Source organism: Streptomyces sp. NPDC088730, from assembly GCF_044751215.1.
Taxonomy (GTDB): domain Bacteria; phylum Actinomycetota; class Actinomycetes; order Streptomycetales; family Streptomycetaceae; genus Streptomyces.
This window is the reverse complement of the sequence record NZ_JBIVLK010000003.1, coordinates 554,451-570,052: the sequence shown is the minus strand read 5'-3', so window position 1 is coordinate 570,052 and position 15,602 is coordinate 554,451. Positions and strand designations below refer to the sequence as shown.

The 15,602-nt window shown below is 68.9% G+C and carries 11 protein-coding genes; 10 read left to right on the top strand and 1 reads right to left on the bottom strand.

Annotated features, from left to right (window positions below):
* Positions 1 to 91: 91 nt before the first annotated feature.
* The 10 genes from ACIP89_RS14445 (at position 92) to ACIP89_RS14400 (ending at position 14,302) form a co-directional block, all read left to right on the top strand.
* Positions 92 to 547 (top strand): MarR family winged helix-turn-helix transcriptional regulator, encoded by a 456-nt coding sequence (locus ACIP89_RS14445; RefSeq protein WP_401920856.1) that lies wholly within the window; start codon positions 92 to 94, stop codon positions 545 to 547.
* On the top strand, positions 544 to 2,019 hold the full coding sequence (locus ACIP89_RS14440) for an MFS transporter (protein WP_402115070.1): 1,476 nt from the start codon (positions 544 to 546) through the stop codon (positions 2,017 to 2,019). The genes ACIP89_RS14445 and ACIP89_RS14440 overlap by 4 nt, the downstream gene beginning before the upstream one ends.
* 35 nt (positions 2,020 to 2,054) lie before the next feature.
* Positions 2,055 to 2,606 (top strand): isochorismatase family protein, encoded by a 552-nt coding sequence (locus ACIP89_RS14435; RefSeq protein ID WP_402115069.1) that lies wholly within the window; start codon positions 2,055 to 2,057, stop codon positions 2,604 to 2,606.
* Between the two features lie 338 nt (positions 2,607 to 2,944).
* The gene (locus ACIP89_RS14430; protein WP_402115067.1) at positions 2,945 to 5,335 is read left to right on the top strand and encodes an ABC transporter substrate-binding protein; all 2,391 of its coding nucleotides are present in this window, start codon (positions 2,945 to 2,947) and stop codon (positions 5,333 to 5,335) included.
* Between the two features lie 502 nt (positions 5,336 to 5,837).
* Positions 5,838 to 7,709 carry a translational GTPase TypA gene (gene typA / locus ACIP89_RS14425; protein ID WP_401920850.1) on the top strand — a complete coding sequence of 624 codons (1,872 nt, stop codon included), beginning with the start codon at positions 5,838 to 5,840 and terminating at the stop codon, positions 7,707 to 7,709.
* Positions 7,710 to 8,406: 697 nt separating this feature from the next.
* Positions 8,407 to 10,047: an ABC transporter substrate-binding protein gene (locus tag ACIP89_RS14420; protein WP_401920849.1), complete on the top strand. Its 1,641-nt coding sequence runs from the start codon at positions 8,407 to 8,409 to the stop codon at positions 10,045 to 10,047.
* Between the two features lie 168 nt (positions 10,048 to 10,215).
* Positions 10,216 to 11,148: an ABC transporter permease gene (locus ACIP89_RS14415; RefSeq protein WP_401921081.1), complete on the top strand. Its 933-nt coding sequence runs from the start codon at positions 10,216 to 10,218 to the stop codon at positions 11,146 to 11,148.
* The gene (locus ACIP89_RS14410; protein WP_401920848.1) at positions 11,141 to 12,091 is read left to right on the top strand and encodes an ABC transporter permease; all 951 of its coding nucleotides are present in this window, start codon (positions 11,141 to 11,143) and stop codon (positions 12,089 to 12,091) included. The genes ACIP89_RS14415 and ACIP89_RS14410 overlap by 8 nt, the downstream gene beginning before the upstream one ends.
* A gap of 11 nt (positions 12,092 to 12,102) precedes the next feature.
* Complete coding sequence (locus ACIP89_RS14405) at positions 12,103 to 13,161, top strand: ABC transporter ATP-binding protein (RefSeq protein ID WP_401920847.1); 1,059 nt, start codon at positions 12,103 to 12,105, stop codon at positions 13,159 to 13,161.
* Positions 13,154 to 14,302 (top strand): ABC transporter ATP-binding protein, encoded by a 1,149-nt coding sequence (locus ACIP89_RS14400; protein WP_401920846.1) that lies wholly within the window; start codon positions 13,154 to 13,156, stop codon positions 14,300 to 14,302. The genes ACIP89_RS14405 and ACIP89_RS14400 overlap by 8 nt, the downstream gene beginning before the upstream one ends.
* A 210-nt stretch (positions 14,303 to 14,512) precedes the next feature.
* On the opposite strand, the gene ACIP89_RS14395 is transcribed toward ACIP89_RS14400, so the two are convergent.
* Positions 14,513 to 15,601: an ABC transporter ATP-binding protein gene (locus ACIP89_RS14395; protein ID WP_401920845.1), complete on the bottom strand. Its 1,089-nt coding sequence runs from the start codon at positions 15,599 to 15,601 to the stop codon at positions 14,513 to 14,515.
* Position 15,602 lies beyond the last annotated feature (1 nt).

The window sequence follows — 15,602 nt, the reverse complement described above, 5'->3', positions numbered from 1 at the left end:
ACCCTAGATCGCGGGGCCGGACGGGAGCAAGGCCATCCGGCAATCGACAGGCAACCTTGCAAGATGGCCTGTACATCTTTACGGTGGGCGCATGACGCGATCGCCCACAACCACGCCCGTCGACCCCACGGCCGAGCAGGTCGCGAATGACCTCGCGGGCGTTGTCGGGAGACTGCTGCGGCGGCTGCGTTCCTCGTCGTCCGAGAGCCTGCTCACGCCGACCCAGCGCTCGGTGCTGGCCCGGCTGGAGGACGGTGGTCCGGCCACCACGGCCGCACTGGCCCGCGCCGAGTTCGTACGCCCGCAGTCCATGCGGCTCACCCTGGGCGCGCTGGAGGAGCAGGGGCTCGTCGAGCGGGCGCCCGATCCGGACGACGGGCGCAAGTCGGTCATGTCGATCACCGGTGACGGACGCACGACGCTCGCCCAGGTGCGGGTCGCCAAGCGCAACTGGCTCGCCGAGGCCATCGCCGCCGAACTCGACGGGGCCGAGCGCCGCACCGTGGCCGAGGCGACGGCCCTCCTCGACCGCCTGGTCGGTTCATGACCGGCCGCGACCCCGTCCCGGCGATACCCCAGGCACCACAGGCCCCGGCACCCGCACACGCACTCGCACCCACACCCGCACCCGGACAGGAGAAGCCGGCGCCGGTCAGGGGCGACGTGCCCGGGTTCAGTGGCCGGCTCACCGCCCCGCTGCTGATCGGCTCGCTGCTCAACCCGCTCAACACCACCATGATCTCCACGGCCCTGGTCTCGATCGGGCACCACTTCGACATCGGCGCGGCCGATACCGCGTGGCTGATCTCGGTCCTGTATCTCGCGAGCGCCGTGGCCCAGCCCGTACTGGGCAAACTCGCCGACGTGATCGGCCCCCGCCGCGTCTTCCTCGCCGGGCTGCTCGTCGTCATCGCGTCGGGCCTGGTCGGGACGGTGGCGCCGGGCTTCGGCTGGCTGATCGTGTCCCGGCTGCTGCTCGGCATCGGTACGTCGGCCGCCTATCCGGCCGCCATGGCGGTGCTGCGCGACGAATCCGCCCGGATCGGCCGGGCCGCCCCGCGCTCCGTCCTGGCCCGGCTCTCCTTCGCGGCGCTCGGCAGCGCGGCCGTCGGGCCCACGCTCGGCGGGCTGCTCGTCATGGTCGTCGGCTGGCGCGGCATCTTCGCCGTCAACGTGCCCGTCGCGCTCATCGCCTTCGGTGCCGCCCTGCTCTGGATCCCGGCCGACCCGCCGCGCCGACGGGCCGCCGAAGGCAGTACGCCACGGCTCGGCCTGGACCCGCTCGGCATCGGGCTCTTCACCGGCGCCCTGACCGTGCTCGTCTTCTTCCTGCTCGACCTCGACCACCCGATGTGGTGGCTCCTCGCGCCGTTCGCGGTGCTCGGCGCCGCGCTGGTGCGGTGGCAGCTGCGACGGGCCAACCCCTTCATCGACCTGCGGATGCTGGCGGGAAACGCCGCCCTCTCGCGGACGTACCTGCGGCACGGAGTCAGCTACCTGCTGATCTACTGCGTGATGTACGGGTACACCCAGTGGCTTGAGGAAGCCCGTGGCTATTCGTCCGGGCACACCGGTCTGCTGATGCTGCCGATGTCCGTCGCCGCGCTCGTCTGCTCACTGCTCGGCGCCCGCACGAAGGGCATTCGCGGTCCGCTCACCCTGGCCTGCGTACTGCTCACCGCCGGGGCGGGCCTGCTGCTGTTCCTCTCCGGGGACACCCCGCTCGCCGTGCTGCTGCTCGCCGGGGCCTGCTTCGGCATCCCGCAGGGCCTGATCGGTACGAGCAACCAGGCCGCCGTGCAGGCCTACGCCCCCGCCGAGTCCATCGGTTCCGCCGCAGGCCTCCAGCGCACCGCCCAGTACATCGGGGCCATCACCGCGTCCAGCCTCATCGCCCTCGCGTACGGCCAGTCCGCCGGCGACCGGGGCCTGCACCTGATGGCCGGCGTCGCCGCCGTGCTGGGCGTCCTCCTCATCGTTCTCACCGTCACCGACCGCGCGCTGCGCGGCCGTACCTGACAACCGTTCCGCACCACTCAGCAAGGAGCACCACCATGAGCGCCACCACACTCGACCCGAAGACCGCGCTGGTCGTCGTCGACCTCCAGAAGGGCATCACCGGTCTGCCCACCGCCCACCCCAGCGCCGATGTCGTCGGGCGCGCCGCGACCCTCGCCGACGCGTTCCGGGCCAAGGGCCTCCCGGTCGTCCTGGTCCGCGTCACCGGTGGCGCCCCCGGCCGCACCGAGGGCCCCGCCCGCTCCGGTCAGCCCGCCGCCGACTGGGCCGACATCGTCCCCGAGCTCGGCCCGCAGGACGGCGACATCGTCGTCACCAAGCTGACCTGGGGCGCCTTCTACGGCACCGACCTCGACCTCCAGCTGCGCCGTCGCGGCGTGACCCAGGTCGTGGTGGCCGGGATCGCGACGAGCATCGGCGTCGAGTCCACCGCCCGCTCGGCGTACGAGCACGGCTACCACGTCACCGTCGCCACGGACGCGGTGACCGACATGAGCGCCGAGGCCCACGACAACAGCGTCGAGCGGATCTTCCCGCGCCTCGGCGAGACCGACACCACCGACGCCATCATCAAGCTCCTGGGCTGACCTCCCGCGCGGCGGGGCCCCTCAGAGCGACGGGTCCCGCCGCCGGCTCCCGGCGGGGACCTCGGTGTCAGTTCCGCGACCGTCAATTGTCATGAGCATGCTTATAGATGGGGCCGCCCGTGTCTCCCGGCCCCTGGAATGGCGGATTCCAGTCAGTGTCCGGTTCCGCCGCACGGGTGAGGTTCGGGCCGGCTGCGCCGTGTCTGCGGCGCCCCTCGCGCGTGGACGCTTTCAGTGGATGGACGAAACCAGTGTGATCAACTGCAAATGCCACCAAAAGCGCATAATCCGGCCCATTCGGTTACGGGTGGTCCGGGCCGTCCCCGGAGGTATCAGCCATGTCCCACGTCGGCGTCCCGCGCGGGTCAGCCCGAAAGCGCCGCTCGCTCGCGCTCCTCACCACGGGGGTGCTCACGCTCCCCGTGCTGGCCGGCTGCAGCTCCGGCACGGAGGAGGCGCCCACCTCCGTGGTCCCGCAGGACGTCGCGCCCGCGGCCCGCACCCAGGTCGCGGACGGCGGCACGGTCAACTGGGCGATCGACGCGATGCCCGCCACCCTCAACGCCTTCCAGGCGGACGCCGACAGCGCCACCGGCCGGATCACCGGCGCCCTCCTGCCGACGCTCTTCCCGCTGGACGCCAAGGGCCGGCCGCAGCTGAACCCGGACTACCTGGAATCCGCGAAGGTCGTCGAGAACGAGCCCCGGCAGGTGGTGCTCTACCGGCTCAACCAGCAGGCGGTCTGGAGCGACGGCCGGGAGATCGGGGCACCGGACTTCGTCGCGCAGTGGCGGGCGCTGAGCGGCAAGGACTCCGCGTTCTGGACGGCCCGCAACGCCGGCTACGAGCGCATCGAGAAGATCGAGCGCGGCGCCGACGACCTGGAGGTCAAGGTCACCTTCGCCAAGCCGTACGCGGACTGGCGCTCCCTCTTCTCGCCGCTGTACCCGAAGCAGGTGACGGGCTCCCCGGACGCCTTCAACGACGGGGCGCGGTCCACGATCAAGGCGACCGCGGGACCCTTCCGGCTGCGCGACGTGGACAAGGAGACGGGCTCCGTCACGCTGGCCCGGAACCCGCGCTGGTGGGGCAGCCCCGCCAAACTCGACTCGCTGGTCTTCAAGGCGGTCAAGCCGCAGGACCGCACCGAGGCGCTCACCGAGGGAAGGATCGACGTCGCGGACATCGACCCGGCGGCGGCCCACCGCATCGCCCAGGCCGCCCGCGGCGCCGGCGACAGCGGGCCGCCCGCCCACGGCCCCGGCTCCGGGACCACCCCGGCCGCGGCCCTGCGGTCCTGGGCACTGGCGCACGGCTCCGACGAGGACGCGGCCGCGGAGGCGCAGGCGGCCAGGGACGAACAGGCGCGGGCGGCCGAGGCGTACGCCACCGAGCAGAACGACCTGCGCGGCTATGTGGTCCGCAAGTCCCTGGAACCCGCCTACACCCAGCTGGCCCTGAACGGCGAGACCGGGCCGCTCGCGGACGACCGGGTACGCCGGGCGGTGGCCCGCGCCCTGGACCGCCAGCAGCTCGTCGACACCGTGCTCAAGCCCCTCGGCCTGCCCGCGACCCCGCTCGGCAGCCACCTGGCCCTGGCCGGACAGCCCGGTTACAAGGACAGCAGCGGCGCGCTCGGCGGCCAGGACACCAAGGAGGCCCAGGCGCTGCTGGCCGACGCGGGCTGGACGCAGGAGGGCGCCCTCAGGAAGACGGACGGCACCAAGGCGGGCAGCGAGGGCGAGAAGCAGACGGACAAGAAGGCCGAGAGCGACAAGAAGGCCGCGGAGGACAAGAAGGCCACCGAAGACAAGAAGGCCACCGAAGACAAGAAGGACGGCGGCAAGACCGACGACGGCAAGAAGGACGACGCCGCCGGCCGCGAGCCCGCCAAGGACGACGGCCTCTACATCGTCGGCGACGACAGCAAGCCCGGTGAGGCCGAGGGCGCCGTCACCCGCGTCATCGCCCCGGCCCCCGCCGCCGCCGTGCAGAGCGCCGCGCTGCTGCGCCAGGCCGGACGCCTGGGCGAGACGGGCACCTCCGAGGACGCCCCGGGCCGGATCGCCGCCCAGGACCGGCAGCCCGGTGGCGCCGCCGGAGCCTACGCACCGGTCGGCACCGCGGCGCCGGCCCAGGCGCCCGACGCGCCCCGCGGCCCGCTCGGCAAGAACGGCAAGCCGCTGTCCCTGAGGTTCGTCCTGCCCTCGGGGCCGGGCTCCGAGTCGCTGCGCAGCGTCGGGGACAAGATCGCGGCGATGCTCGACACGATCGGCATCCGTACCGAGATCACCAAGGTCTCGGACGAGAGCTACTTCCAAGACCACGTCGCCTCTGGTGACTACGACCTGGCGCTCTACTCCTGGCCCGCGACCGCCTTTCCGGCCACCGACGACCGCCCGATCTTCGCCAAGCCGGTACCGGCCACCGACGGCTCGCTGCTCGTCGAGCAGAACTACACCCGGGTCGGCTCCGACCACATCGACCAGCTCTTCGACCAGGCGGCCGGGGAACTCGACGAGAGCGCGGCCACGAAGCTGATGAAGCAGGCCGACGCCCGGATCTGGGCCGCGGCGGGATCGATTCCGCTCTACCAGCGTCCGCAGCTCGTCGCGACCGACAAGAAGCTGGTCAACGTCGGCGCCTTCGGTTTCGGGGTGCCCCACTACCAGGACATCGGCTTCAAGAAGCCGCAGGCGGCCGGCGCCCCCGCCGCTCCCAGGAAATAGCAGGTCAGCGCAGGGTTCCAAAGCTCAGAACTGGCTCAATTCCCTTGCCCGCCGGCCTGCCGGCGGGCAAGGCTGTGTGCACCCGCTGACCCGGGCAGCCGCTCCGCCTCCCGGTTCCCGGGGCCCCAACCCCGAAGGCCGCGGCGCGCAGGCAGCACTCCGAGCTCCCCCTCGGAACCGCGGCCTCGGAGCCCCACCTCTGAGGCCGCCGGGCCGGCTTCCGCTCCCCGTCCCCATCCGAGTCCGCCCCGGAGGCCGTCTTCACGGCCCCGGTGAAAACCGCCGGAACGCCTGATCACGGGGGCGGAAACACGAAGCGGACGCGGGCTCTCCGGCGAGGCGCCGGGCCCCTCCATGGCCGGTATGACTTGCCCGGGAAGCCCGGGACGCATCGGGCCCGTACCATGGGACTAGCCGTGGCGCGTCCGCCCGGCGGGCGTACGAGGACTCAAGACCGACTAAGACGCCTGAATCCCCGATCCGAGAGAAGCGCAAGCCACCCATGCCCACGCGCCACGACATCCGTAACGTAGCCATCGTCGCCCACGTCGACCACGGCAAGACCACGCTGGTCGACGCCATGCTCAGGCAGGCCGGCGCCTTCGCCGCGCACGCCGCCGAGAACCTCGACGAACGCATGATGGACTCGAACGACCTGGAGCGTGAGAAGGGCATCACGATCCTGGCCAAGAACACGGCCGTGAAGTACCACCCCAAGGATGGCGGCGACGTCATCACCATCAACATCATCGACACCCCCGGCCACGCCGACTTCGGTGGCGAGGTCGAGCGCGGCCTGTCGATGGTGGACGCGGTCGTCCTGCTGGTCGACGCGTCGGAGGGCCCGCTCCCGCAGACCCGCTTCGTGCTCCGCAAGGCCCTGACGGCCAAGCTGCCGGTGATCCTCTGCATCAACAAGACGGACCGCCCGGACTCCCGGATCGCCGAGGTCATCGACGAGACGTACGACCTCTTCCTGGACCTGGACGCCGACGAGGACCAGATCGAGTTCCCGATCGTCTACGCCTGCGCCCGTGACGGCGTCGCCTCGCTGACCAAGCCGGAGGACGGTTCCGTCCCGCCGGACAGCGACAGCCTGGAGCCGTTCTTCAGCACCATCCTCTCGGCGGTCCCGGCCCCGGAGTACGACGACGAGGCCCCCCTCCAGGCCCACGTCACCAACCTGGACGCCGACAACTTCCTCGGCCGTATCGCGCTCTGCCGTGTCGAGCAGGGCGAGCTGCGCAAGGGCCAGACCGTCGCGTGGATCAAGCGCGACGGCACGATGTCCAACGTGCGCATCACCGAGCTGCTGATGACAGAGGCGCTCACCCGCAAGCCCGCGGAGAAGGCCGGTCCCGGCGACATCTGCGCGATCGCCGGTATCCCGGACATCATGATCGGCGAGACCCTGGCCGACCCCGAGAACCCGATCGCGCTGCCGCTCATCACGGTCGACGAGCCCGCCATCTCGATGACCATCGGTGCGAACACCTCGCCGCTGGTCGGCAAGGGCGGCAAGGGCCACAAGGTCACCGCCCGTCAGATCAAGGACCGCCTGGACCGCGAGCTGGTCGGTAACGTCTCGCTGCGCGTCCTGGACACCGAGCGCCCCGACGCCTGGGAGGTCCAGGGCCGTGGTGAGCTCGCGCTGGCGATCCTCATCGAGACCATGCGCCGCGAGGGCTTCGAGCTGACGGTCGGCAAGCCGCAGGTCGTCACCAAGCAGGTCGAGGGCAAGACGTACGAGCCCATCGAGCGCATGACCATCGACTCGCCGGAGGAGCACCTCGGCGCGATCACGCAGCTCATGGCGACCCGCAAGGGCCGCATGGAGACGATGACGAACCACGGTTCGGGCTGGGTCCGCATGGAGTGGATCGTCCCGTCCCGTGGCCTCATCGGCTTCCGTACGGAGTTCCTGACCCAGACCCGCGGCACCGGCATCGCGCACTCCCTCTTCGAGGGGCACGAGCCGTGGTTCGGTGACCTGCGTACCCGTCACAACGGCTCGCTGGTCGCGGACCGTGCGGGCGTCGTGACGCCGTTCGCGATGGTCAACCTCCAGGAACGCGGTGTCATCTTCACGGAGGCCACCACGGAGGTCTACGAGGGCATGATCATCGGTGAGAACTCGCGCTCCGACGACATGGACGTGAACATCACCAAGGAGAAGAAGCTCACCAACATGCGTGCGGCTTCCGCGGACACCACGGAGAACGTGGTGCCCGCCCGCAAGCTGTCGCTGGAGCAGTCCCTGGAGTTCTGCCGCGACGACGAGTGCATCGAGGTGACCCCGGAGACCGTGCGTATCCGCAAGGTCGTCCTGGACCAGAAGGAGCGCGGCCGCTCCGCGTCGCGCGCCAAGCGCTGACCCCGACCCCGCCGCCCGCCCGGAGACCCGCCGGGCGCGGCACAGGGGCACGGCTCAAGGGCAGGCCCTCACGGCACCCTGGAGGGGCCCGGCACCGCTCACCACGCGGTGCCGGGCCCCTTTGCCATGACCGCAGTGCGGCGGCCCGGCGGTGGCCGCACGCACGCCCACTGCACGAACACGGCACGACCGCCGCACGGGCCCGTGACGGACGTGAACAAGCCATGCCCGCCCGCCTATTGGCTTACGCTGGAACCATCGGTAACCGGCGGGCCGGAGTCCGCTTCAGACCGCCGGCCGGCCGCGCCGTAACTCCGTGATTCGCCGGGTGCGGGGACGGGCCGACGGGGCCGCGAGGTCAACCCGATTTTGTGGACCATCCGTCCGGATATCGGGCGTCGCTCTCCGGAACATGTGTTAACAGTCCGTTTCGGGTGTGTCTGTCTGGGGTCATTTTGTCCGTATTTTGATCCACGCGGCCCGGGGATGTTGTCAAAACGAGACCCTTTAAGTGTGGTTTACAGCCCAGTCGTACTTAATAGTTGGCTCCATTGAGCTCGGGTCAATGGGTCACGCACTGTGGGGAGTGCCGACTCACGAGCACACTCAGGGCACTGAAACGATCACCGTCAGGGGTGTCGGTGTATCAATCCAGTGCCCTTCTTGTAGTCAAAAGTGGACTCATGAGGAGGAACCCATGCGTGGTGCCAAGAGCGCCAAGTGGGTCGCGGGAGCGGCCATCATCGCCCTGGCTGCGACCGCTTGCGGCGGCGGGGACGACGACGCCGACAAGGGGAAGGGCGGCTCCAAGGGAGCTGTCAACGCTGACGGCATCTTCTCCGTCGAGGTCGGTGAGCCGCAGAACCCGCTGCAGCCGGCCAACACGATGGAGTCGAACGGCAGCATCGTCACCGACTCGATCTTCTCGCAGCTGGTCGACTACGACCCGTCCGGCAAGCTTGAGATGATCAACGCCGAGTCTGTCGACACCAAGGACAGCAAGCTCTGGACGGTCAAGCTCAAGAAGGACTGGAAGTTCCACGACGGGACCCCGGTCACGGCCGAGTCGTACATCAAGGCCTGGAACTGGGCCGCCAACATCAAGAACAACCAGACCAACGCGTCCTGGTTCGGCGACATCAAGGGCTTCTCCGACGTCCACCCCGAGGACGCCAAGGCCAAGCCGAAGTCGGACGCCATGTCCGGTCTGAAGAAGGTGGACGACTACACGTTCACCATCGAGCTGAACTCGCCGCTGCCGTACTTCTCGTACAAGCTCGGCTACACGGTCTTCTCCCCGCTGCCCGAGTCCTTCTACGCGGACCCGAAGGCCGCCGGCGAGAAGCCGGTCGGCAACGGCGCGTACAAGTTCGTCAGCTGGGACCACAAGAAGCAGATCAAGGTCGTCCGCAACGACGACTACAAGGGTGCCGACAAGGCGAAGAACGGTGGTGTGATCTTCAAGAACTACACCACCCTCGAAACCGCCTACGAGGACCTGAAGTCGGGCAACGTCGACGTCCTGCGTCAGATCGGCCCGAAGGACCTCCCGGTCTACCGTTCCGACCTCGGTGACCGCGCGGTGGACAAGCCGTACTCGTCGATCCAGACGATCGCTGTCGCCTTCTACACCAAGCAGTTCAAGAACATCGACCCGAAGGTCCTCCAGGGCCTGTCGATGGGCATCGACCGCGACACGATCACCAAGACCGTGCTCCAGGGCACGCGCGAGCCGGCCACCGGCTGGGTCGCACAGGGTGTTCTCGGCTACCAGAAGGACGCCGCGGGCGACGTCACCAAGTACGACCCGGCGAAGGCCAAGAAGCTCATCAAGGAAGGCGGCGGCGTTCCTGGCAACAAGATCTCGATCCAGTTCAACGCCGACGGCGGCCACAAGGAATGGGTCGAGGCGGTCTGCAACAGCATCAAGCAGTCCACCGGTGTGAACTGCACCACCGACTCGAAGGCCGACTTCCAGGCCGACACGAACGCGCGTGACGCCAAGGAGGTCAAGTCCCTCTACCGCTCCGGCTGGGTGCTCGACTACCCGGTGAACGCGAACTTCATCTCGGACCTGTTCCGTACCGGCGCAGCCGGCAACCAGGGTGACTTCTCGAACAAGGGCCTTGACGCGGAGATCAAGAAGGCCGACTCCGCGGCTTCCCTCGACGCGTCCGTCGCGGCCTACCAGAAGATCGAGAAGGAGCTGGTGAACTACATGCCCTCCATCCCGCTCTGGTACTACAAGGTCAACGCCGGTTACTCGGAGAAGGTCCAGAACGTCGATTACGCGCAGGACGGCGACCCGATCCTGACCAAGATCGAAGTCAAGAAGTAACCACACCGACGTAGTCCGCGCGCGGGCGCGGGACCGCTGAAAGACGGTCCGCGCCTGTCCGCACGCCGTGGCCGGGGGGCCCTTCCACGCATCCGACGAACCCGCGAGGGGCGGTCGGGTGCGGGGGAGGGCCCGTTGGCTGCTGCTTGCCTATTACATGGAGGCATGATGGGGCGCTATGTCGCACGACGACTGCTCCAGATGATCCCGGTCTTCCTCGGGACAACGCTGCTGATCTTCCTGATGGTCTACACGCTGCCCGGCGACCCCGTGCGTGGGCTCTTCGGGGACAAGGGTGTCGATCCGGCCACACTGGCGAGACTTCGCCATGAAAAGGGCCTTGATCTGCCGATTCTGCAGCAGTACTGGAATTACATGACAGGCATCGTCCTGCATTTCGATTTCGGCGATCAGATAGCCAGCGGACGTCCCGTCACGGACGTCCTCGGCGACGCGTTCCCCGTCACCCTCCGGCTGGCCGGCATGGCGTTCGTCATCGAGATCGTCGTGGGCATCAGCCTCGGGACGATCGCCGGTCTGCGGGCCGGCCGGCTCACCGACAACGTGGTCCTGGTCTTCACCCTGCTGATCATCTCGATCCCGGTGTTCGTCCTCGGCTTCATCATCAAGACGGTGTTCGCCTTCCAGCTGGAGTGGATCTCTCCGAACGTGTCCGGTGAGGCCACCTGGAGCGAACTACTGGCGCCGGCCATCGTGCTGGGATCACTCTCGCTCGCCTACGTCGCGCGGCTCACGCGTACGACGATGGCCGAGAACCTGCGTTCGGACTACATGCGCACCGCCATCGCCAAGGGACTTCCCAAGCGGCGCATCGTCGGCGTGCACCTGATGCGCAACTCGCTGATCCCCGTGATCACCTTCCTCGGCACCGACCTCGGTGCCCTGATGGGCGGCGCGGTCGTCACCGAGGGCCTGTTCAACGTGAAGGGCATCGGCGGCACGATCTACGAGTCGATCCAGAAGCGCGAGGGCACGACGCTCGTCGGCCTCGTCACCATTCTGGTGCTCGTCTACCTCCTCATGAGCCTCATCGTCGACCTGCTGTACGCGGTCCTGGACCCGAGGATCCGTTATGCCTGACGTGACCAAGACCGCTCCCGCGCCCGAGGACGCCAAGGCGCCCCTCGCGGACCCCTCGGCGGTCGTCAAGGCCGAGAAGGCGCGCAGCCTGTGGGGCGACGCCTGGCGGGACCTGCGTACCAACTGGTACTTCATCATCTCGTCGGTGCTGATCGTGATCCTGCTGGTGATCGCCGTCTTCCCCGGACTGTTCACGAGCGCCTCGCCCACCTCCGCCGACCTGGTGCACCACTACCTGGGCAAGCCGGAGCTGAGCAAGATCGGCTCCGAGGGCTGGCTCGGCTACGACGGCCAGGGCCACAGTGTCTTCGCGCGTGTCATCTACGGCACCCGCGCCTCGGTGACCGTCGGTGTCTGCGTGACGCTCCTGGTGACGCTGTTCGGCGGGCTGATCGGCATGCTGGCCGGCTACTTCGGCGGCTGGGTCGACGCCCTGCTCTCCGGGTTCTTCACCAACGTCTTCCTCGGTATCCCCTTCCTGCTGGGCGCCATGGTGGTGCTGCAGGCGTTCTCCGACCGGACGGTATGGGTGGTCATCTTCGCCCTGGCGTTCCTCGGCTGGACCCAGATCGCGCGTGTCATGCGCGGTGCGGTGATCGTGATCAAGCAGTCGGACTACGTGCAGGCCGCCAGAGCGCTGGGCGCGGGTACCAACCGGATCCTCTTCCGGCACATCCTGCCCAACGCCATGGCCCCGGTGATCGTGGTCGCCACCATCTCGCTCGGTGTCTACATCTCCGCCGAGGCGACCCTGTCCTACCTCGGTCTGGGTCTCGCCGACCCGACGATCTCGTGGGGCATGGACATCTCCGGTGGCGCCGCCCAGATCCGTACGGCGCAGCACATCCTGCTGTACCCGTCGATCATGCTCAGCATCACCGTTCTGGCGTTCATCATGCTCGGCGAAGCCGTCCGCAACGCCCTCGATCCGAAGTCGCGATAAGGAGGGTGAACGTGACCACCATCGACAAGACGGCCGAAGTCCCGTCCCCGCGCTCGGGTGACGGCCACGTCGGCCCGCTGCTCGACGTCCGTGATCTGCACGTGGAGTTCCACACCCGTGACGGTGTGGCCAAGGCGGTCAACGGTGTCAACTACACCGTGAACGCCGGTGAGACCCTCGCCGTGCTCGGTGAGTCGGGCTCCGGCAAGTCCGTCACGGCCCAGGCCATCATGGGCATCCTCGACATGCCGCCGGGCAGGATCCCGCAGGGCGAGATCCTCTTCCGCGGCCAGGACATGCTCAAGATGTCCTACGAGGAGCGCCGGAAGATCCGCGGCCAGAAGATCGCGATGATCTTCCAGGACGCGCTCTCCTCGCTGAACCCGGTCCTCACCGTCGGCTACCAGCTCGGCGAGATGTTCCGGGTCCACCAGGGCCTGTCCAAGAAGGACGCCAAGGCCAAGGCCATCGGCCTGATGGACCAGGTGAAGATCCCCGCCGCGGCGGCCCGGATCTCGGACTACCCGCACCAGTTCTCCGGCGGTATGCGCCAGCGCATCATGATCGCCATGGCGCTCGCCCTGGAACCGGACCTGATCATCGCGGACGAGCCGACCACCGCGCTCGACGTGACGGTCCAGGCCCAGGTGATGGACCTGCTCGCGGAGCTCCAGCGCGAGTACAACATGGGCCTGATCCTGATCACCCACGACCTGGGTGTCGTCGCGGACGTCGCGGACAAGATCGCCGTGATGTACGCGGGCCGGATCGTCGAGACCGCCCCGGTCCACGAGATCTACAAGCGGCCGGCGCACCCCTACACCAAGGGGCTGCTGGAATCCATCCCGCGCCTTGACCAGAAGGGCCAGGAGCTCTTCGCGATCAAGGGCCTGCCGCCCAACCTGCTCCACGTGCCGTCGGGCTGTGCCTTCAACCCGCGCTGCACCATGGCGCAGGACATCTGCCGTACGGACATCCCGGCCCTGGCCCCGGTGACCGAGCAGGACGGCGCCGAGCTGGTCGGACGCGGCAGCGCCTGCCACTTCTGGAAGGAGACGATCCATGGCTGACATGAAGAAGGAGCCCGTGGACGCCACCCCGAACGTCACCGAAGTGGAGACGGTCGACGCGGGCACCGAGGCGGAGGCCGTAGCCGCCATCGACGCCCCCGTGTCGCAGGGCGAGCCGATCCTCCAGGTCCGCAACCTGGTCAAGCACTTCCCGCTGACCCAGGGCATCCTGTTCAAGAAGCAGGTCGGGGCCGTCAAGGCCGTGGACGGGATCTCGTTCGACCTCTACGCGGGCGAGACGCTCGGCATCGTGGGCGAGTCCGGCTGTGGCAAGTCCACCGTCGCCAAGCTCCTGATGACCCTGGAGCAGGCCACCGCGGGCGAGGTCTTCTACAAGGGCCAGGACATCACCAAGCTGTCCGGCCGCGCGCTGAAGGCCGTCCGCCGCAACATCCAGATGGTGTTCCAGGACCCGTACACCTCGCTGAACCCGCGGATGACGGTGGGCGACATCATCGGCGAGCCGTACGAGATCCACCCCGAGGTGGCTCCCAAGGGCGACCGCCGGCGCAAGGTCCAGGAGCTCCTGGACGTCGTCGGTCTCAACCCGGAGTACATCAACCGCTATCCGCACCAGTTCTCCGGCGGCCAGCGCCAGCGCATCGGCATCGCCCGCGGCCTCGCGCTCAACCCGGAGATCATCATCTGCGACGAGCCGGTCTCCGCGCTCGACGTGTCGGTGCAGGCCCAGGTCATCAACCTGATGGAGAAGCTCCAGGACGAGTTCAACCTCTCCTACCTCTTCATCGCGCACGACCTGTCGATCGTCCGGCACATCTCGGACCGGGTCGGCGTCATGTACCTCGGCAAGATGGCCGAGATCGGTACGGACACGCAGATCTACGACCACCCGACGCACCCCTACACCCAGGCGCTGCTGTCGGCGGTCCCGGTCCCGGACCCGGAGGCCCGTGAGGGCCGCGAGCGGATCATCCTCTCCGGGGACGTTCCCTCGCCGGCCAACCCGCCCTCCGGCTGCCGCTTCCGCACCCGCTGCTGGAAGGCCGAGGCCAAGTGCGCCGAGGAGATGCCGCTGCTGGCCGTCCCCGAGCGCTTCAAGACCTCCACGACGCCGGCCGCGCACGAGTCGGCCTGCCACTTCGCGGAGGAGAAGGACGTGGTCGGCGCGGCGGCCTCCTGACCGTCCGCCCACCGCACCCTGGGCAGCGGAAGGCGCCCGGAACCGATCGGTTCCGGGCGCCTTTCCCGTATTCCCGGAAACCGGGCGCGCAGGTGGCTCGGGTCAATGGGCCGACGTGCTCGGTTCCCTGGGCCGGGGAAGCCCCGACGGACGGACGGACCGGTCGGGTACGTCGTCCACGGGGCTTCCCCGGGGCCGCGGTGCGGGGTGTCAGCCGCGGGCCTTGGGGTCTTCGCCGGTCTTCTTGTCGAGGCTCGGCGCCTCGGGCTCCGTACGCGCCTGCGGGACGGCCGGGACGGCAGCCGACTCCTCGGGGTAGTGACAGGCCGTCAGGTGGCCCTCCCGGCTGCCCTCGACCCGGACCAGCGGCGGCGTCTCGCTCGCGCACTTGTCCGTCGCCTTCCAGCAGCGGGTGCGGAAGCGGCAGCCCGAGGGCGGGTTGACCGGGGACGGCACGTCGCCCGTCAGCCGGATGCGGTCGCGGGCCGGCACGTCCTCTGCGGTGGCCTCGGGGACGGCGGAGAGCAGCGCCCTGGTGTACGGGTGGCGCGGGTTGCCGTACAGGTCGTCGCGGTCGGCGATCTCCACGATCCGGCCCAGGTACATGACGGCGACGCGCTGCGAGAAGTGGCGCACGATCGCCAGGTCGTGGGCGATGAAGAGGAACGCGATGCCCAGTTCCTTCTGCAGCTTCTGCAGCAGGTTCACCACCTGGGCCTGGATCGACACGTCCAGCGCCGAGACCGGCTCGTCGGCCACGATCAGCTTCGGCTCCAGGGCCAGTGCGCGGGCCACCCCGATGCGCTGGCGCTGGCCGCCGGAGAACTCGTGCGGGAAGCGGTTGTAGTGCTCCGGGTTGAGCCCGACGATCTCCAGGAGCTCCCGGACCCGGGCCTCCCGGCCGCCGGCCGGGTTGACGTCGTTGATCTCCATCGGCGCGGTGATGATCTTGCCGACCGTCTGGCGCGGGTTCAGTGACGCGTACGGGTCCTGGAAGATCATCTGGATCTCGGACCGGATCGGGGCCAGCTGCTTGCGCGAGGCGTGGCTGATGTCCTGCCCGCGGTAGGTGATCCGGCCGCCGGTCGGCTCCAGCAGCCGGGTGATCAGCCGGCCGGTCGTCGACTTGCCGCAACCGGACTCACCGACCAGGCCCAGGCTCTCGCCCGGGGCGACCGAGAAGTCCAGCCCGTCCACGGCCTGGACCGCGCCGATCGTCCGCCGGATCGGAAAACCGCCCTTGATCGGGAAGTACTTGGTGAGTCCGGAGACGTCAAGGAGGGGATCGGTGCTGCTCATA